Origin of the sequence: Caballeronia sp. AZ7_KS35 (genome assembly GCF_023631045.1) — a bacterium.
GTDB classification, from domain to species: Bacteria; Pseudomonadota; Gammaproteobacteria; order Burkholderiales; family Burkholderiaceae; genus Caballeronia; species Caballeronia zhejiangensis.
Map to the genome: position 1 here is coordinate 1 of NZ_JALQDV010000046.1, position 17,433 is coordinate 17,433.

18 protein-coding genes and 1 pseudogene are annotated in these 17,433 nt (G+C 61.5%); 9 read left to right on the forward strand and 10 right to left on the reverse strand.

Annotated elements, in window-relative coordinates; genetic code table 11:
* A pseudogene (locus NCT05_RS28570) lies at positions 1-297 on the reverse strand (hypothetical protein); the annotation flags it as partial.
* Positions 298-304: 7 nt separating this feature from the next.
* Here NCT05_RS28570 and NCT05_RS28575 point away from each other — a divergent pair.
* Together NCT05_RS28575 and NCT05_RS28580 are read left to right on the forward strand one after the other, a co-directional pair.
* The gene (locus NCT05_RS28575; RefSeq protein WP_008345920.1) at positions 305-1,201 is read left to right on the forward strand and encodes a LysR family transcriptional regulator; all 897 of its coding nucleotides are present in this window, start codon (positions 305-307) and stop codon (positions 1,199-1,201) included.
* 110 nt (positions 1,202-1,311) lie between these two features.
* Entirely contained in the window at positions 1,312-2,061 is a 750-nt protein-coding gene (locus NCT05_RS28580) for a carbonic anhydrase family protein (protein WP_250437462.1), read from the forward strand.
* On the opposite strand, the gene NCT05_RS28585 is transcribed toward NCT05_RS28580, so the two are convergent.
* Positions 2,058-3,641 carry an alanine/glycine:cation symporter family protein gene (locus NCT05_RS28585; protein ID WP_175981901.1) on the reverse strand — a complete coding sequence of 528 codons (1,584 nt, stop codon included), beginning with the start codon at positions 3,639-3,641 and terminating at the stop codon, positions 2,058-2,060. The genes NCT05_RS28580 and NCT05_RS28585 overlap by 4 nt on opposite strands.
* Before the next feature lie 265 nt (positions 3,642-3,906).
* Here NCT05_RS28585 and NCT05_RS28590 point away from each other — a divergent pair, with 265 nt between their 5' ends.
* Positions 3,907-4,395, forward strand: a complete 489-nt coding sequence (locus tag NCT05_RS28590; RefSeq protein ID WP_250503763.1) for a DUF2165 family protein — start codon at positions 3,907-3,909, stop codon at positions 4,393-4,395.
* A 7-nt stretch (positions 4,396-4,402) separates the two neighbouring features.
* Here NCT05_RS28590 and NCT05_RS28595 read toward each other — a convergent pair whose 3' ends face one another.
* From NCT05_RS28595 to NCT05_RS28620, 6 genes are all read right to left on the reverse strand, one after another.
* Complete coding sequence (locus NCT05_RS28595) at positions 4,403-5,350, reverse strand: TauD/TfdA dioxygenase family protein (RefSeq protein ID WP_175981903.1); 948 nt, start codon at positions 5,348-5,350, stop codon at positions 4,403-4,405.
* Positions 5,351-5,388: 38 nt separating this feature from the next.
* On the reverse strand, positions 5,389-6,405 hold the full coding sequence (locus tag NCT05_RS28600) for an ABC transporter substrate-binding protein (RefSeq protein WP_250503745.1): 1,017 nt from the start codon (positions 6,403-6,405) through the stop codon (positions 5,389-5,391).
* Between the two features lie 169 nt (positions 6,406-6,574).
* The gene (locus NCT05_RS28605; protein WP_250479296.1) at positions 6,575-8,770 is read right to left on the reverse strand and encodes a TonB-dependent siderophore receptor; all 2,196 of its coding nucleotides are present in this window, start codon (positions 8,768-8,770) and stop codon (positions 6,575-6,577) included.
* Between the two features lie 228 nt (positions 8,771-8,998).
* Positions 8,999-9,382 carry a DUF1801 domain-containing protein gene (locus NCT05_RS28610; protein WP_239295450.1) on the reverse strand — a complete coding sequence of 128 codons (384 nt, stop codon included), beginning with the start codon at positions 9,380-9,382 and terminating at the stop codon, positions 8,999-9,001.
* Positions 9,383-9,413: 31 nt separating this feature from the next.
* Positions 9,414-9,953 carry a DUF4142 domain-containing protein gene (locus NCT05_RS28615; RefSeq protein ID WP_250503746.1) on the reverse strand — a complete coding sequence of 180 codons (540 nt, stop codon included), beginning with the start codon at positions 9,951-9,953 and terminating at the stop codon, positions 9,414-9,416.
* A complete protein-coding gene (locus NCT05_RS28620) occupies positions 9,950-10,294 on the reverse strand; it encodes a hypothetical protein (protein ID WP_250503747.1) in 345 nt (114 codons plus the stop codon). Before NCT05_RS28620 ends, NCT05_RS28615 begins: the two co-directional genes overlap by 4 nt.
* Here NCT05_RS28620 and NCT05_RS28625 point away from each other — a divergent pair.
* Positions 10,191-11,906 carry an ATP-binding protein gene (locus NCT05_RS28625; protein ID WP_409014124.1) on the forward strand — a complete coding sequence of 572 codons (1,716 nt, stop codon included), beginning with the start codon at positions 10,191-10,193 and terminating at the stop codon, positions 11,904-11,906. The two genes, NCT05_RS28620 and NCT05_RS28625, sit on opposite strands and share 104 nt — an antisense overlap.
* Positions 11,907-11,909: 3 nt before the next feature.
* On the opposite strand, the gene NCT05_RS28630 is transcribed toward NCT05_RS28625, so the two are convergent.
* The gene (locus NCT05_RS28630; protein WP_250441566.1) at positions 11,910-12,818 is read right to left on the reverse strand and encodes a LysR family transcriptional regulator; all 909 of its coding nucleotides are present in this window, start codon (positions 12,816-12,818) and stop codon (positions 11,910-11,912) included.
* A gap of 114 nt (positions 12,819-12,932) precedes the next feature.
* On the opposite strand from NCT05_RS28630, the gene metE reads away from it, so the two are divergent.
* The 3 genes from metE to NCT05_RS28645 all read left to right on the forward strand — a co-directional run bounded on the left by metE (position 12,933) and on the right by NCT05_RS28645 (position 16,357).
* The gene (metE, locus tag NCT05_RS28635; RefSeq protein WP_250503748.1) at positions 12,933-15,224 is read left to right on the forward strand and encodes a 5-methyltetrahydropteroyltriglutamate--homocysteine S-methyltransferase; all 2,292 of its coding nucleotides are present in this window, start codon (positions 12,933-12,935) and stop codon (positions 15,222-15,224) included.
* A gap of 131 nt (positions 15,225-15,355) precedes the next feature.
* Entirely contained in the window at positions 15,356-15,940 is a 585-nt protein-coding gene (locus NCT05_RS28640; RefSeq protein WP_008345933.1) for a glutathione binding-like protein, read from the forward strand.
* 81 nt (positions 15,941-16,021) lie between these two features.
* Entirely contained in the window at positions 16,022-16,357 is a 336-nt protein-coding gene (locus NCT05_RS28645; protein WP_250503749.1) for a hypothetical protein, read from the forward strand.
* Between the two features lie 4 nt (positions 16,358-16,361).
* Here the strand turns inward: NCT05_RS28645 and NCT05_RS28650 are convergent, their stop codons facing one another.
* Positions 16,362-16,739, reverse strand: coding sequence for a DUF3022 domain-containing protein (locus NCT05_RS28650; protein WP_175981921.1), 378 nt, complete (start codon positions 16,737-16,739; stop codon positions 16,362-16,364).
* Positions 16,740-16,878: 139 nt separating this feature from the next.
* Here NCT05_RS28650 and NCT05_RS28655 point away from each other — a divergent pair, with 139 nt between their 5' ends.
* Positions 16,879-17,058: a hypothetical protein gene (locus tag NCT05_RS28655; protein ID WP_250503750.1), complete on the forward strand. Its 180-nt coding sequence runs from the start codon at positions 16,879-16,881 to the stop codon at positions 17,056-17,058.
* 39 nt (positions 17,059-17,097) lie between these two features.
* The gene (locus NCT05_RS28660) at positions 17,098-17,319 is read left to right on the forward strand and encodes a hypothetical protein (RefSeq protein ID WP_008345935.1); all 222 of its coding nucleotides are present in this window, start codon (positions 17,098-17,100) and stop codon (positions 17,317-17,319) included.
* Positions 17,320-17,433: the final 114 nt, after the last annotated feature.

Genomic DNA, 17,433 nt, shown 5'->3' on the forward strand with positions numbered 1-17,433 from the left:
CTTGCCCGCCAGCGGCAAGCGATACTTCGCGATCTGACCGATCCCGATGTTCCGGTATTCCGGCCTTGGTTTTTTTAATGCTTCAGCCACATTAGACCCCTTCCCAAACTGATTGACGATTCGCGCGCCGTCGACGATCGACACGGGCGCGACCCGCCCTGCCGATTCGCTTTGACGAGCAACCGGCAACGTATTCGGGGATAGTTCTAGCCCGCGCACTGCGCGATAGCGGTATTTTGTCGCGCGATTGATATACTGTCCAATATCTATCTCGTCTTTCTGAAATAGCTTTTTCATATATCGCATGGAATTGCGACATCTCCGCTACTTTCTGGCCGTCGCCGAGGAACGCAATGTGACGCGCGCTGCCGAGCGGCTCGGCATCGGACAGCCGCCGCTCAGTCAGCAGATTCACGCGCTCGAAGACGAACTCGGCGTGCGGCTCTTTCGCCGCACGGGGCACGGCGTCGTGCTGACGGAAGCCGGCGAGGCGTTCGCCGCCGACGCGAAGCGTCTCGTCGACGACGCGCGTCTCGCCGTCGAGAAAGCGCAGAGCGCGGGGCGCGGCGAGATCGGGCAGCTCAATATCGGCTTCACGGGATCGGCGGCGTTCAATCCGGTCGTGTCGAAGCTCATACGGTCGTATCGGCAGGCTTATCCGAACGTCATGCTGACGCTGACCGAAGGCAATACCGCGCAACTGCTCGCGCATCTCGACGCCGGCCGCGTCGATGTCGCGTTCGTCCGTCTCGGCAGCCAGTCGCCCGCGGGCGTGCAGATCAATCACATCGCGATCGAGCCGATGAAAATCGTGCTGCCCGCCACGCACAAGCTCGCGAAAAAGCGCAAGGTGCCGTTGGCGACGCTGGCGGAGGATCCTTTCGTGATGCTTCCGCGCGAGGCAAGTCCGACATTGCACGACGTCATCATCGGTGCGTGCCGTGAAGCGGGATTCGAGCCGGTCGCCGGCCAGCAGGCGCCGCAGCTATCATCGGTCGTCAATCTGGTCGCGGCGGAATTCGGCGTGTCGCTGGTGCCGGCGTCGGTGTGCCAGATTCAGGTCGATGGCGTCGCCTACACCGATGCGCTCGGCAGCGCGATCACGATTCGTCTGGCGCTTGCATCGCGCATCGATGCGACAGCCGCCAAGACCGCCAACTTTCTCGATATCGCGCGGCAGATCGTTACGTCATCGACCTGACATTGTCATCAGAACAAGCGTGCATTGCATTCGACGATTTTTCGTCCAACACTTCATGTCGCAAAGAGCGTTGAAGAAGGCCGATTCCCGTCAGGTCGAGGAGCAAGGTCATGCGCGAAGATCTGAAGCATCCGCTGCAATGCACGCCCGCGTGCCGCCGGAGCTTTCTCAAATCAGTTGCGTCTGCAACTATCGCCGGGCTCGCGGTTCCGCCGCTCCTCATGACATCCGCTCACGCCGACGCGTTGACGCACGCGCAGCGCGACGCGATGTCGCCCGAGCAGATTCTCGATGCGATGAAGCGCGGCAACGAGCGTTTCCGCAGAGGCGAACGCAAGGCGCGCAACTACCTTGCCGAACAAAAGACGAGCGCAAAGGGACAATATCCCGCGGCCGTGCTGCTCAGTTGCATCGATTCGCGCGCGCCCGCCGAGGTAATCATGGATCTGGGCATCGGCGATATCTTCAACTGCCGCGTCGCGGGGAACATCGAAAACGACGACATTCTCGGCAGCATGGAATTCGCGTGCAAGCTGATGGGCGCGAAAGTCGTGCTGGTGATGGGACATACGTCTTGCGGCGCGATCAAAGGCGCGATCGCCAATGCCGAACTAGGTCATCTCACGGCGTTGCTCGCGCGCATCAAACCCGCCGTGGAAGCCACGAAGTACGACGGCGAGCGCACGGCGACCAATTACACGTTCGTCGACATGGTGGCGCGCAAGAACGTCGAGTCGACCATCGCGCAGATTCGCCAGGAAAGCGCCGTGCTGAGCGACATGGAGAAGCAGCACGCCATCAAGATAGCCGGCGCGATGTACAACCTCGGCACCGGCGCGGTGGACTTCTTCGGCTCTTAACTTTCGACGCGCTCGCGAAGTTCTTCCGTTTGCCTGACGACACCGCGCTTCGCGGACCAATACTCGGTTCGCACGCCGATGTCCTCCGACACGAACGGTCCGCCGCGCGTCGAGCGGTAGTGCGCGAGCGCCTTGTACACGAGACGTTGCCCGATCAGCAGAATCGGCACGTTGAGCAGCACCATCACGATGTTCATCAGATCGGAAAGCGCCCACAGGTTAGGCAATTCGAGTCCCGCAAGCACGGTGAGCGCGCCGAACGGCACGAACACGAGCGAGCCGACGACGCGAATGCCGATGATGAAACCTCTGCTTCGTGAAATGAAGTTGGCCGAGATTTCGGCGAACGAAATCATGCCGAGCAACGTCGTGAACGCAAAGAGGCCGTAGCACACGCACATCACGATCTTGACGACATGCGCGACCGAAACCGGCACGAGCGTTTCGACCGATGCGAGATAGACCGTGATCTTCGATGCCCTGACCGACTCCCACGCCTGACCGTCCACCGTGCCGGTCCATACGTGCGCCATCACGACGATGAAGCCGGTCATCGTGCAGATGACCATCGTGTCGAAGAACACGCCGAGGCTCTGCACGAAGCCCTGTTCGCAAGGGTGATCGTTATCGGCGATCGCCGCGGCCATCGTGATGGTGCCCTGCCCCGCTTCGTTCGACATCAGCCCGCGCTTGACGCCTTGAGCGAGCGCCGTGCCGATCGCGCCGCCGAAGAGCGCATGCGGCGCGAATGCACCGACGATCACCTCATGAAAGAAGTAGGGAATCAGCGGCAGATTGATGACGATGATGACGAGCGACATCAGACAGAAGAGCGTCGCCTTGATCGGCACGAGCACATCGGTATAAGCGGTCACGCGGCGAATGCCGCCCATGATGATGAACGAGCACGCTGCGATGAGCACCGCCGCGATGACGTAATACACCGTCGACTGACGCCCGAGATGCGTGCCGGTCACCGTATCGGCGATGGTGCCGATCGCGGTGAACACGTTGAACGTTTGCGGCGGCACATTGAAAAGCGCATAGACGATGAATACGAGCGACAGCAACGTGCCGACGAAGCGCTTGTCGCCGAGAATGCGCCGCCCATAGAACGGCAAGCCGCCGACGAACTCGTCGTGCTTTTTCTCCTTGAAGAGCTGCGCGAGCGTCGATTCCATGAACGCGGTCGCCATGCCGAAGAACGCGGCCACCCACATCCAGAACAACGCGCCCGGTCCGCCGACGGAAATCGCGCCCGTAATGCCGACGATATTGCCGGGCCCGGCACGCATCGCGAGCCCGAGCATGAACGACGCAAGCGCGCTGACGCCGGTTTTCGACGACTGCCTGCGCAGCATCATGCGAACGATCTTGCCGACGTTCATCGTCTGGATGAAGCGCGTGCGGATCGTGAAGTGAATGCCCACGCCGACAAGCAAAAGGATCGCGAACGAAAACTGCCCGAGCACGGGGATTTGTGAATAAGCCTTGAAATTCGTGGGGAAATCCCACAAGAAATCCGAGACGGGCGCAATGCAGGCAAACAATGCATTCACGGATTGGAAGAGACTTTCCACGCTTGGGCGTTCCTTTCTTGCTTCGGCCTGTCTGAGACAGGGGTTCGGGATGTTGATAAACGAGTCGTCGCGCGTGCCGCAATGGACGCGCAAACGTGTGCGAGGCCGCGATTATACGGGTCGGCGTCGTACATTCATCCGACGATCGTTTCGTGCAGAAAGGCGCTGGCGCAACGAGACAGTTAGTTGCAGCGAGAAATCAAGCTCATCTCATTCTTCTCTTGCACAATCACGTTCCCAACGCTGCTGGAGAATGAAGATGAAGATTGCCGAACGCCTCGCGAAACTTCTCGTCGTGGCTTCGATGGCCCTGCTCGCGTCGCTCGTCAGCTTTGGCAATCTGACGGACTACGGCAGCAACCTGCAGTTCGTCGAGCACGTCATGCGAATGGACACGACGTTTCCCGGCAACGCGAACATGTATCGCGCGATCACGTCGCCGGTGCTTCAGCATCTCGGCTATGACGCGATCATTTTTCTCGAAACGCTCACCGCGCTTCTTTGCTGGACAGGCGTAATCGCGATGGCCCGCGCACTGCGCCAGGAGAGCGCGGCCTTCGCGCGAGCCAAACGCTGGGCGATCGCGGGCCTCACGCTCGGCTATCTCACCTGGCAAGTCTGCTTCATGTCGATCGGCGGCGAATGGTTCGGCATGTGGCAATCGCAGCAATGGAACGGCACCGAAAGCGCGTTTCGCTTCTTCATCACGTTTCTTCTGATATTGATCTTCGTGACGCGTAGCGAATCAGGTTGAACGCCGATCAGTTCAACGCGACCGCAGCCGCCGCGCCAACGGGCGTGCCTTCGATCGCCACCGACTTCTGCCCGTCCGGCCCCACGGGCACATCGCCGACGAGCGTCGTGCGATACAACTGGCGATCGAAGTCGAGATCGAAGATATCCGTCGGCGCGAGATGCGCGGTCGTGCGGTTGTCCCAGAACGCGATGCTGCCCGGCTCCCACTTGAATCTCACCGTGAATTCCGGCCGCGTCACATGCTCCCATAGCAGTTCGAGCAACACCTGACTTTCGCGCGGCGCGAGCCCCGCGATGTGCTTGAGAAAACCCGGACTGACATACAGCGCGCGTTCGCCGGTCTCGGGATGCACGCGCACCAACGGATGCTCGGCGACGAGCGTGTGATCCGTCACGGCCTTCGTGAACGCATCGGTGCCGCTTGCGCCTTGCGGCGGCGCGAAACGATGCACGCCGCGCAGCCCATCGACGAACGCGCGCAGCGGCGCAGACAGCTTCTCGTATGCGATCACGAGATTGGTCCATTGCGTATCGCCGCCATAGGGCGGAATCGTGACGCCGCGCAGGATCGATGCGAACGGCGGATTCACCGCGGCAGTCACATCCGTATGCCAGCCCGTCCACGGACGCAGCACCGATTGCCCTTCGAAGCGCGTGGCCTTGCGAAACTTCGAAATCGAGTAAATCTCCGGATGCCCGTCGACGTGGCCGAACACCGGATGCCCCACCGTGAGCTCGCCGAAGTGCGCCGAGAACGCGATGTGTTGTTCGTGACTCAGGAACTGCTCGCGGAAGAAGACCACGCGCCATTTGAGCAACGCGGCGCGAATTGCTTCGACCTGTGCGGAAGACAAGGGACGCGTAAGGTCGACGCCGCCGATCTCCGCGCCGATATGCGCCGACAGCGGGCTGACAGTCACTTCCGTTTCATTCCCGATGGCCACTGCATTCATTTCGGATTCCTTTCGATAATGGATAAATGAAAGACGTGTCAACTGCCTTGCGCGCTCGAATCGTCAGCGAAGAAATAGTCGCGCCATGATTTCGGCTCGTGACGAATCACGCCGACCTTATGCAGGAATGTGCCCAGTTGGAGCGTGTTTTGCGGCGTCGTCGCGAAGCTCGCTTCCTTGTCGCTGAGAATGCGCTCGACGAACGCAGGCGAGAGCTTCGACCCGTCCTGACGAATATAGATGGCCGCCGCTTGAGCCTTGTCATTCTCGACGAGCTTCGCCGCATCGTCGAGCGCCGCGCGCACGGCGGCGTAGGTCTTCGGATTGTCCTTGCGCCATTTGTCGGAAGTCACGACAACACTGCCCGTCGACGGTCCGCCGAGGATTTCGGTGGAACTCGTGACCTTGTGGATCTTCGGATCTTCGAGTTCCTGATACTGATAGGGCGCGTTGGAGAAATGCAGATTGACGACCGAGTTGCCCGATAACATCGCGGTCGTCGCATCGGCGTGCGGCATGTTGACTTCGAAACGGTCGAGCCGCGCATACTCGGCATCGCCGAACGCCCTGGCCGACGCCATTTGCAGCAGACGTCCCTGCTGCGACACTGCGACGGACACCACCGCGATGCGATCCTTCTCGCCAATATCCCTGATGCTGCGAATGCGCGGATCGTTCGTCACGAGATACACCGGCACCGCGCTTTGCGCCGCAATGGCCCGAAAATCCTGATGCCCGCGCGTGCGATCCCAGATCGTCATCAACGGCCCGATGCCGATAGTCGCGATATCCGCCGCGCCCGAGAGCAGCGCTTCGTTCACGGCCGCGCCGCCGGAAAGCGTGTTCCACTGCACGTCGATATCGAGGCCCGCGCGCGCGCCGGCCTTCTCGATGAGCTTCTGGTCCTTCGCGACCTTGAGCAGCAACGAGCCGATGCCATATTGATCGACGATCTTCACCTTGCCTTCGGCGTGCGCGCGATGCATCGGTAAAGCACATGCCGCCATCAACGCGAGCATGGCGAAGAGGCGATGCAATGAAGTCGTCGGGATCATGCGGGGATATCGTGGATGAGCGGCGAGCGATCAATGTACTAGCCGCTTCCTCACACGCGAACGAAGAAATCCCGATACGGATAGCTTCGTTCGCGATAAGCGCCAGGGCGGCGCTCACGACGATTCGATGCACTGCGCCGTTCGAAAGACGCAGTGCGGTGCAACATGCTTACCAGTGATAGTTCATGCCGGCGAACACCTGACGTCCGTAACCGAACGCACACCAGCTGCCGTAGTAACACGACGCGACGTATTCCTTGTTGAACAGGTTCTGCGCGTTCACATACAGCTCGACGCCCTTGAACTGCGGCATGGCGCGGCCGAGATCGTAGTTCAGCGTGGCATCGACGAGGAAGAAGCTCGACACCTTGAAGCTGTTGTCGCTGCTATACGTCGTGCCGGTGTAGCGTCCGCCCGCGCCCATCGAGAGACCGGCGAGCGGTCCGCGATTGACCGTGTAATACGCCCACAACGAAGCCTGATTCTGCGGAATCGCGGGCAGGAACTTGCCTTCGAGACCGCTGTTGTCCTTCGTGTACTTCGTGCTGAGATACGTGTAGCTCGCCGTGACGTTCAACGAATCCGTGAGGCTCGCCTTCGCTTCGAGTTCGACGCCGAGCGAGCGCGCTTCGCCGACCGCCGACTGGAAGTTCGGGTTGTCCGCATTGACCGTCAGCAGATTCTTGCGCGTCAGGTCGAACAGCGCGGCCGAGAAGAACGCGTTGTAGCCCTTCGGCTGGAACTTCACGCCGACTTCATACTGACGTCCCTTCTCCGGCGAAAACTGCTGACCGTTGATGTCCGTGCCCGCTTGCGGCGTGAACGATTCGGTGTAGCTGACATACGGCGCGATGCCGTTATCGAACACATACGTGAGGCCCGCGCGACCCGTGAACGCGCGATCGAACTGATGCGACACGACGCCGTACGTCGTGTTGTTCGAATCGCTGCTCGCCCAGTCCTCGCGCCCGCCGAGCGTGAGAATCACGTTGCCCCAGCGCGCCTGATCCTGCGCATACACGCCGTATTGCGTGCCGCTCAGGATCTGGTGATAGCGGTCCGGCGGCGTGATCGCCTGGTTGTAGTTCGGCGCGAACATGTCGAGCGACGGCGCGGTGCCGAAGCCCGCATCGAAGTTGCTCGCATAGTGCTGGTAATCGAAGCCGAACAGCAGCGTATGGTCGATCGGGCCGGTCGAGACGTTGCCTTCGAGCTGATTGTCGAGCTGAATCGTGTTCAGGTTGTCCTTCGACGCAGCCGTGCCGCGATCGAGCGTGCGCAAGTCGTCTTCGAGCGCGCTCGCATAGACGCTCTTGTAGTCCTGCGCGAGATGCAGCAGACGTCCGTTCGAGCGGAACGACCACGCGTTGTTGAGCTTGCGGTCGAACTTGTAGCCGATCGCTTCCTGCACGCGATTGAAGCTCTCGAAGTTGTGATCGCCGTCGTAGAAGTCGCTCGGCAGCTTGCCGTTCGGGTTGTAGAGCACCGTGCCTTGCGGCGGCACGCTGCCGTAGGACGTGCTGTCCGGATCGTGCTGATAGAGGCCGTACAGCGTGAGCGAAGTCTTGTTGTCCGGACGCCACGTGAACGACGGCGCGATCGCGATGCGCTTGTTGTACGTCGATTGCACTTGCCCGTCTTCCGAACGCGCGATGCCGGTGATGCGGTACAGATAGCGATCGTCGCCCGCGATCGGCCCGGAGAAATCGAACTTGGCCGACTTGTGCGCGTAGTTGCCGAACTCGATGCCCACTTCATGCAGCGGCACGACCGTCGGCATCTTGCTTTCCTGATCCAGCAGGCCGCCCGCCGCCGCCTGACCGTACAGCACCGAGACCGGGCCCTTCAACACTTCGACGCGCTCCATCAAATACGGATCGATCTGCGGCACCGCGTACCAGCCGTTGTCGAGCAGCTTGAGACCGTTCCAGTACTTGTCGGCGTCGAAGCCGCGCACTTTCAGCATGTCGTAACGCGTCGCGATGCCGCCGCGCGTTTCGGGCGTGACACCCGACACATAGCGCACGGCCGCATTGAGCGTCTGCGCGTTCTGCTGATCCATCTGCTCGCGCGTGACGACCGAGACGGACTGCGGCGTCTCGAGGAGCGACGTGCCCGTCTTGAGCGCCGTCGATTCTTTCGCGACGTAGCCTTTCGTCGGACCATACGGTTCATCGACGTTCTGCGCCGTGACCTTCACCGCGGGCAGCGTGCTTTCGGCCGGCGCGTTCGACGCCGCAGCCGCCGATGCACCCGACGGCGCATCCGCGGACTGTGCGTGGGCGAGCGGCGCTGCCGCGAACAGCAGCAAGGCGGCCAGTTTCAAAGGCCGCATCGCGACCGGGCTCGTCGTTCCTGTCTTCATGCTCATTTCTTTTGGAGGTCCATTGCGTGTGAATGCGAATCGTTATTATTTGCGTCCGCATTGTGACAAGATGTTTTGTCCTTGTAAAGAATCAATTGGAAATCTTTAGTCTAAAAACGACAGTCTCGATCTGCCCGAGCCGCGCCAGGCACGCATGGCCTGGACTGGATTCGTTAATGCGGATGCGGTCGACATCGCCGCCTTCATCGGCGCATGGACGCGCGCAGGTCAACGAGCCGCTTTCTTCTTCGCTTTCGTCTGATTCAACGAGATCGCCGCGCGCACGAGATTCTTAAGCGCGTGTGCATCGATCTTGTCGCCTTCGAAAAAATCGATTGCACGCCGCGCGTTGCCTTCGAGGCTCGCGTTGAAGAGTTTGTCGGGGTCCGGCAGGCTCGCTCCGTGCGCGAAGGTGAGCTTCACTTTGTCCTTGTGCGCGTTGCCCACCGCGATCATGCCGTCGCGATACCAGACCGGGCTGCCCATGTACTTCCACTCCTCGACGATCCCTTCGTCCGCTGCGAGGATGATCTTGCGCACATTGGCGAAGGTCTCGCCGCGCCAATCCGCGATGCCCGCGATCAGTTCGTCGATACGTTCCGATGCATTCATGCATTTCTCCTGTTTTTATTCGTGAGCGACATCAGCGGACGAGGCCCGGACTGCCTATGGTGAATTGCAGCCTTTGCGCCTGATCGAGATGAAAGATGAATGAAGGACGCGAGCGGATCAGCAAGGTTCGCGCGTCCGCGCTGCGCGCCGTGCGGATATAGCCTTCGACGGTACGCACCAGCTTCTGCAACGAGACGATCTCGTGTTCGAGATACGCTTCGTCGAAATCGTAGGTGCTGGTTTCATCGAGCTCGGCAATCTCGCTGTTGCTTTGCTTCGTCAATGCGTCGCTCGTCGCGCTGCGTTGCGGCTCCGTGCCGAAGCGCTGCGTCAGCGTCATGATCTCCTGATTGACCTGCGCGTGTTCCGACACGATCCGTTTCGCGTAGACCTGCAGGCTGTTGGAGCGCGTCTTGCGCAACGCGAGATTGGCCGCCGCGATCTCGGCCTGATTGGCGACGAAGACGACGCCGAGCATCTGTTCATCCGTAAGCGAAGGCTCTTGCGCGTACACACGAGCCGTCCAAAAGAGCAACACGAGCAACGCCGCGACGATGCGCTTGCCGTTCATGCGCGCCTCCCGATCATGTCGACGGCGATGACTTTACCTTGAAACATGTGCTTCACCTGTCCGAAACGGTGGCCTTTCGTGTTCGATATGCGAGCCTTCAGGTCGCCCACTCCTCGCAAAGCAGCGTCCAGTATGGAGTGCAGGCCGATGCGTGGACTAAGATGTAGCCTTTGATCCAAGACAAGCTCCTGCCGCTTCTCACGAAGACGGCGGCACATCAACTTTCCCTTCAACTCTATGAACGCCGAAACGGTTTGGCCCGAGCAATCCTTCGACTGTGAAGGCTGGCGCGGCGAGATGGCTTCGCGCATCGCCAGCTTCGACTGGTCGGACACGGCCATGGGCCCGATCGGTCGATGGTCGAAGAGTCTGCGGGCAGCCGTGCAACTTCTGCTTGCTTCGCCTGTGCCGCTCGTCATGCTCTGGGGCCGGCGCGGCACGATGATCTACAACGACGCCTATGCGGGCTTCGCCGGTGGACGTCATCCGTTTCTGCTCGGCAAGCCTGTCGAAGACGGCTGGCCCGAGATCGCCGCGTTCAATCGCAATGTCGTGGACACCTGTTTGTCCGGCGCAACGCTGTCCTACGCCGACAAGCGTCTCACGCTGCATCGCAATGGCCGGCCCGAAGACGTGTGGATGGATCTGCACTACAGTCCTGTCGCAGAAGACGACGGTCATCCGGCAGGCGTGATTGCCGTCGTCGTCGAAACGACTCGCAAGGTGCTTGCCGAAGACAAGCTGCTCAAGCTCATGCAGACGCTGGAAGAACGCGTCGCGGAAGCGGTCACGGCGCGCGTCGAGGCCGAGGAGCGGTTTCGTCAGGTGCAGAAGCTGGAAGCCATCGGCAATCTGACGGGCGGCGTCGCGCACGACTTCAACAACGTCTTGCAGATCATCTCCGCGAACCTGCAGTTGATCGAACTCGCGACGCGCGACAAACCCGATCTCACACGCAGGCTGCGCGTGATGAGCGAAGCCGTCGCGCGCGGCGGCAAGCTCGCCTCGCAGATGCTCGCCTTCGCGCGACGTCAGCCGCTCAATCCCGCCGTCGTCGATCCGGCGAAGCTCGTCGCGGACATGTGCGAGTTCCTGCAACGCGCGCTGCCCGAATCGATCAAGCTGAAGACCACGGTATCGTGCGATGCCTGGAATCTCTTCGTCGATCGCCATCAACTGGAAAACGCGCTGCTCAATCTCGTCATCAATTCGCGGGACGCGATTCATGAAGGCGGCAACATCCAGCTCGAAGTCTCGAACGCGACTCTCGGCGATCAGATGACGACCGGTCTCGCGTTGCCCGCGGGCGATTACGTGAAGCTCGTTGTTACCGACGACGGCGATGGCATGCCCGACAGCGTAAAAGCACGCATGTTCGAGCCTTTCTATTCGACGAAAGCCGAAGGCCAAGGCACCGGCCTCGGCCTGAGCATGGTGTTCGGCTTCGTGTCGCAAAGCGCGGGCTGCGTGGATGTCGAAACGCAGGTGGGCGAAGGCACATCCGTCGCGTTGTACTTCCCACGCTGCACGCAAGTCGAATCGACGAATGCGCACGGCGCGCGCCCGCGTGCATCGAGCGGCGGCGAAGTGGTGCTCGTCGTCGAGGACGATGCCGACGTGCGCCTCGCGACCATCGACATGGTTGCGCAGCTCGGCTACAAGGTGCTGTCGGCGCCGAGCGCGGAATCGGCGCTTGCCGTCCTGCAGAAGCATGGCCACGTCGATCTTCTTTTCAGCGATGTCGTGATGCCCGGCACGCTGCGCGCGAACGAGCTCGCGAAGATCGCGAGCGCGCCGCCGTATAACGCGACCGTGGTGTTCGCATCGGGCTATACGCGCGACATCATCTTTCACGAAGGGCGGCTCGACAAAGGCGTCGTGCTGCTGAAAAAGCCCTTCACGTTCGATGACCTCGCACGCACGATCCGCCATGCGCTCGATGCGCGGCGCTGAACGTCAACGCGACACGCGCGCCTTCGCCCAGTCGGCCTTCTTCGCAAGCGCGATGAACGCCGCGAGATATTCGACGCTGACATCGGCTTCGCGCGTGCCGAGATAAATCTTCTTCGCAATGCCCTTCCTCCCTAGCTTGAGCACGGCGAGCGGCATGCGGTCCGCGTATTCTTCCGCGAGCCAGCGTGGCAGCGCCGCGACGCCACGCGCACTCGCGACCATCTGCATCATGATGTCGGTCGTCTCGATCGTCTTGTGCCTTCTCGGCACGACATTCGCGGGCGTGAGGAACTGGGTGTAGATATCGAGGCGATCGGTTTCGACCGGATACGTGATCAGCACTTCCTGCGCGACCTGCTCCGGCGTGACATGAGCGGCATCGGCGAGCGTGTGCGCTTCGGGAACGACGAGCACCTGCTCGTAATCGAAGACGGGCGTGAAGCGCAAGCCCGGTTTCTTCAGCGGATCGGGTGTCACGAGCACGTCGATGTCGTAACCGAACAGCGCGCCGATGCCGCCGAACTGAAAGCGCTGCTTCACGTCTACATCGACATCGGGCCAGCGCGCGAGATACGGCGACACGACCTTGAGCAGCCACTGATAGCACGGATGACACTCCATGCCGATGCGCAAGGTGCCGCGCTCGCCTTCGGCATATTGCCTCATGCGCGCTTCGGCGAGTTCGAACTGCGGCAGCATGCGATTGGCGAGGCCAAGCAGATACTGGCCCGCCTGCGTGAGCCGCATGCTGCGCCCTTCGCGCGTCCACACCGCCGTGCCCAACTGCTGCTCCAGCTTCTTCACCGTATGGCTCAGCGCGGATTGCGTGAGGTTGAGCACGGCGGCGGCGGCGGTCAGCGAGCCTTGGCGCTCGACTTCTCGCACGACCATCAGATGCGCGCGTTCGAGCATAGGCGTCTCCATGAACGAATTTAATCGATGCATGAAATTAAACCATTTTTATTCATGCGTAGGAAATTCTATCATCGTCGCCATTCACTCTCTTTCCGACGAGAACACGCAACGATGGCCACGACACACAACCTCGGTTTCCCGCGCATCGGCGCAAACCGCGAGCTGAAGTTCGCGCTCGAAAAGTACTGGAAAAAAGAGTCATCGCGCGACGAGTTGAAGGCGGTCGGCGCTCACTTGCGCGAGCGCCACTGGAAGCATCAGTCGCGTCTCGATCTCGTGGCGGCCGGCGATTTCGCGTTCTACGATCAGGTGCTCGACATGAGCTTCACGCTCGGCAATCTGCCCGAACGCGTGCGCGGCTTTCACGGCGATGCGCTCGACAACGCCTTCCGCGTCGCTCGCGGACGCTCTTCCGAAAGCGCTGAGGAACATGCAGCGTGCTGCGAGGGCGTGGCTGCGGGTGAGATGACGAAATGGTTCGATACCAACTATCACTACATCGTCCCCGAGTTCGATGCGGCGACGCAGTTCACGCTCGATACGTCGCGTCTCGTCGAGCAGCTCGGCGAAGCGCGCGCGCTCGGCGTGAACGCGAAGCCCGTCATCATCGGGCCGGTGACGTATCTCTGGCTCGGCAAGGCGAAGGACGACTCCGACAAGCTCGCGCTTCTCCCGCGCCTGCTGCCCGTCTATGCAGCGCTGCTCGATCACTTCGCGGCGCTCGGTATCGAATGGGTGCAGATCGATGAACCCGCGCTCGTCACCGAACTCGATAAGCAATGGCGCGACGCTTTCGTCACCGCTTACGATGCGCTCTCACAACGACGCGTGCGCCTTCTGCTTGCGACCTACTTCGGCCAGTTGCAGGAGAATCTCGATCTCGCGTGCAAGCTGCCGATCGACGGCCTGCATATCGATGCGATCAACGCGCGCGATGACGTCGGCGCCGCTGCATCGCTGTTGCCGGATTCGTCGGTGCTATCGGTCGGCGCGATCAATGGCCGCAACATCTGGAAAACCGATCTGAACGCCACGCTCGACTGGCTCGAACCGCTGCATGCATCGCTCGGCGACAGGCTGTGGATCGCGCCATCGTGCTCGCTGTTGCATACGCCCGTCGATCTTGCGAGCGAAATGAAGCTCGATGCCGAAATCAGATCGTGGCTCGCATTCGCGCTACAAAAGCTCGATGAACTCGATGTGCTCGCACGCGCCTTGAACGACGGTCGCGCCAGCGTCGCCGATGCGCTCGCGTGCAACGCGGCCGCGATCGCGAGCCGCCGCGCATCATCGCGCGTGCATAACCCGGCGGTGAAAGAAGCGCTCACAAAGATCGACGCGACGCTCGGCCAGCGCGCGAGCGCATACGAAACGCGCGCGCAGAAGCAGGCCGCGATGCTCGCGCTGCCCGCCTATCCGACGACGACCATCGGCTCGTTTCCGCAAACGAACGAAATCCGTCATGCGCGTCGTCAGTTCAGGAGCGGACAGCTCGATGCAACCACCTATCGCGCCGCGATGGAACGCGAAATCACGCGCGCCGTGAAGGAACAGGAGGCGCTCGGGCTCGACGTGCTCGTGCACGGCGAAGCCGAGCGCAACGACATGGTCGAGTACTTCGGCGAGCGGCTCGACGGCTATGCGTTCAGCGAGTTCGGCTGGGTGCAGTCGTATGGATCGCGCTGCGTGAAGCCGCCGATTCTGTTCGGCGATATCAGCCGTCCGAAGCCGATGACCGTCGAATGGACCCGCTATGCGCAAGCGCAAACCCGGAAGCCGATGAAAGGCATGCTGACCGGTCCCGTCACGATCCTGAACTGGTCGTTCGTGCGCGACGATCAACCGCGTTCCGAATCGTGCCGGCAACTCGCGCTCGCGATCCGCGCTGAAGTGCTCGATCTGGAGGAGGCCGGCGTTCGCGTGATCCAGATCGATGAGGCCGCGTTGCGCGAAGGCCTGCCGCTGCGCCGCGCGCAATGGGATGGCTATCTGCGCTGGGCGGTGGAAGCGTTTCGCATCGCCGCGAACGGCGTGCGCGACGAAACGCAGATACACACGCACATGTGCTATTCGGAGTTCAACGACATCATCGCATCGATCGCCGTTATGGATGCCGATGTCATCACCATCGAAACGTCGCGCTCCGACATGGAACTGCTCGAAGCCTTCGACCATTTCAAGTACCCGAATCAGATCGGGCCGGGCGTGTACGACATCCACTCGCCGAATATCCCGAGCGAAGCGCAAATCGTCGCGTTGATGACGAAGGCAGCGGAGCGGATTCCGCGCGAGCGTCTGTGGGTGAATCCCGACTGCGGACTCAAGACGCGTCAATGGGACGAAGTGATTCCCGCGCTGCGCAACATGGTCGCGGCCGCGCATACGCTGCGTGCATCGGCGTAAATCGCTTCCTACGGTCAGCATGTTGCGGCCTGCGAGCTTCGTACGGAATAGCGCGACGTCCGCATGGCGGCATTGCGGCATGGCCCTTGCTCGCCGAATACACATATCCTCGTCCAAAGGAGACGCGCATCATGAAGCTCTATTACGCGCCCGGCGCATGCAGTCTCGCCGATCACATCGCGATGCACGAAGCCGGCCTGACCTTCGACCGCGTGAAGGTCGATCTGAAGACCAAGGTGACGGAAGACGGCACGCCCTTCGGCGAAATCAACCCGAAGAGTTATGTGCCCGTCGTCGAGTTCGACGATGGCAAGCGTCTCACCGAAAACGTCGCGATTCTTTCGTGGGTCGCGCAAAAAGCGCCATCGCTCGCGCCTTCCGGCGACGACGGCCATCTGCGTCTGCTGGAAATGCTTGCGTTCATTTCGACCGAGATCCACAAGCAGTTCGGACGCGTGTTCCGGCCGACATCCGATGCGGAAGCGTCGGCGGCGCGCGAGAAAATCGGCCAGCGCTTTGCGTATGTCGCGAAGACGATGCGCGGCGATTATCTCTTCGGCAACGATGTAAGCGTCGCGGATGCCTATCTCTTCACGATGCTGACGTGGGCGCAGAAAATGGGCGTCGATATGCCCGCCGAGCTCCAGGCGTTCTACAAGCGCATGCGCGAGCGCCCCGCAGTGAAACTTGCGTTCGAGCACGAAGGGCTTGAATGAGGGAAACGCGTTGCTGGCCGCAAAGCCCGGAACGCGCCTTGCGCCATGCTTCGTACCAACATCGACTGATGGAGGCAGGTCATGCAAGCGAACAGAACCATCGCGATTTCGGCTTTACTGATGGCGCTCTCGGGCGGCGCATTCGCCGCAGCCGATCAGACGCAGCCGGGCGCAAGCCACGGACCGTCGAGCGCGAAGAACGCGCAGGATGCGGCCGGCATCACGCCGAACTCCGGCCACAGCAGCGCGCCGTCGACGGGGCCGTCCGGCGTGGGCGGCTCATCGAATGGAACGAGCGGCGCGGGTGCGGGCACACGCCAAGGATCGGGCGGCATGCAGCCGCGTCTGAACGGCAGCGGCGGCACGAACGGCCAAACGAGCCCGTCGACGACCGGCGGCGGCGCGCAAGGCTGGTAATGCGTCAGGGCGTGTCGGGTGTGTCGAACCAGTCGTCGGCGGCGCGAAGTTCGAGCGAGCATTCGTTCGCGTTCGCCTGACCCGAGCGCGACTGGTCGAACGCACTCCGCACGTGCGCGATCACGCGATCCTGCACGATGAGGCGCTGCGCGGTATCCATCGCGCCATATCGCTCGAACTGACGCGCCGCGATGCGCAACACGACGCTGCAACGCGCATCGAGCGTCGTGTCGCGGCCCGTCTCGATGGCCCACGATACGTTGATGACGATGTCGTCGCCTTCGTCCACCACGCCTACGAACGGCGTCTTCCGTGCATCGAACGCACGCGACAACGCCACCTGCAATTCCTCCACGCGCTGATCCTGATCGGTGTATTTCATTCCTCGCTCTCCTGGATGCCTGTTCGATAATCGCCCAGCAAGCCGCGCTCCTGTCTGCAACGCGAACGGGTCCGTTGCTTGCTGCGCCCGATACGAAGGCGCGCGCCGCGTGCCGCATCACGATTCCGGGAGGCCCATCATGACGCCAGACAAGCCCGTGCCGCATGCCACCGCCGACGATATGGACGAACCCGTAGGCGAAGACACGAAGCAGCGTCAACTCGACGAACGCGAAAAGCGCACGCACGACGCATCGGAAAACGAATTGCCGTCGACGCAGGAAAAGAATCCCGTTCCGCCCAATTCCAACGCAACGTAGCCGATGCATCGCGCAGGTCATTCAACGAGGGATCACATCATGTCTACCGAGACTTACGTTCGCAACGGACATCGCGTCGAGATCACGATCGATCACGATCCAACGGGTCAATGCACCTGGTCCTACACGATCGATGCGGACGGCTTCACCGAAATGCGCGATCGGCCGTTGGAAAGCGCGGACGCCGCGAGGGAAGCGGCCACGACGCACGCGAACGCCAAGGCCGACGCACTACCCCCCGGCGACGAGGCCGGGGCCTAAGCGCTCCGGCGGTCTTTGATTCGGCGGATCGCCGATGGGATGCGGCGCGCCATCGGGGGGCACGGGATCGTCATCCGGTACGGAAGGATCGGGATCGACGTCGGGCGGCGGGAT

What these genes read in the sequence shown, in the direction of transcription:
- NCT05_RS28645 (WP_250503749.1), top strand. Translation starts at nt 16,022, where the DNA reads ATGCAAGCGAACAGAACCATCGCGATTTCGGCTTTACTGATGGCGCTC.
- NCT05_RS28640 (WP_008345933.1), top strand. Translation starts at nt 15,356, where the DNA reads ATGAAGCTCTATTACGCGCCCGGCGCATGCAGTCTCGCCGATCACATC.
- NCT05_RS28580 (WP_250437462.1), top strand. Translation starts at nt 1,312, where the DNA reads ATGCGCGAAGATCTGAAGCATCCGCTGCAATGCACGCCCGCGTGCCGC.
- NCT05_RS28595 (WP_175981903.1), bottom strand. Translation starts at nt 5,350, where the DNA reads ATGAATGCAGTGGCCATCGGGAATGAAACGGAAGTGACTGTCAGCCCG.
- NCT05_RS28655 (WP_250503750.1), top strand. Translation starts at nt 16,879, where the DNA reads ATGACGCCAGACAAGCCCGTGCCGCATGCCACCGCCGACGATATGGAC.
- NCT05_RS28600 (WP_250503745.1), bottom strand. Translation starts at nt 6,405, where the DNA reads ATGATCCCGACGACTTCATTGCATCGCCTCTTCGCCATGCTCGCGTTG.
- NCT05_RS28630 (WP_250441566.1), bottom strand. Translation starts at nt 12,818, where the DNA reads ATGCTCGAACGCGCGCATCTGATGGTCGTGCGAGAAGTCGAGCGCCAA.
- NCT05_RS28575 (WP_008345920.1), top strand. Translation starts at nt 305, where the DNA reads ATGGAATTGCGACATCTCCGCTACTTTCTGGCCGTCGCCGAGGAACGC.
- NCT05_RS28620 (WP_250503747.1), bottom strand. Translation starts at nt 10,294, where the DNA reads ATGGCCGTGTCCGACCAGTCGAAGCTGGCGATGCGCGAAGCCATCTCG.
- NCT05_RS28660 (WP_008345935.1), top strand. Translation starts at nt 17,098, where the DNA reads ATGTCTACCGAGACTTACGTTCGCAACGGACATCGCGTCGAGATCACG.
- metE (WP_250503748.1), top strand. Translation starts at nt 12,933, where the DNA reads ATGGCCACGACACACAACCTCGGTTTCCCGCGCATCGGCGCAAACCGC.
- NCT05_RS28650 (WP_175981921.1), bottom strand. Translation starts at nt 16,739, where the DNA reads ATGAAATACACCGATCAGGATCAGCGCGTGGAGGAATTGCAGGTGGCG.
- NCT05_RS28605 (WP_250479296.1), bottom strand. Translation starts at nt 8,770, where the DNA reads ATGAAGACAGGAACGACGAGCCCGGTCGCGATGCGGCCTTTGAAACTG.
- NCT05_RS28615 (WP_250503746.1), bottom strand. Translation starts at nt 9,953, where the DNA reads ATGAACGGCAAGCGCATCGTCGCGGCGTTGCTCGTGTTGCTCTTTTGG.
- NCT05_RS28625 (WP_409014124.1), top strand. Translation starts at nt 10,191, where the DNA reads ATGAACGCCGAAACGGTTTGGCCCGAGCAATCCTTCGACTGTGAAGGC.
- NCT05_RS28610 (WP_239295450.1), bottom strand. Translation starts at nt 9,382, where the DNA reads ATGAATGCATCGGAACGTATCGACGAACTGATCGCGGGCATCGCGGAT.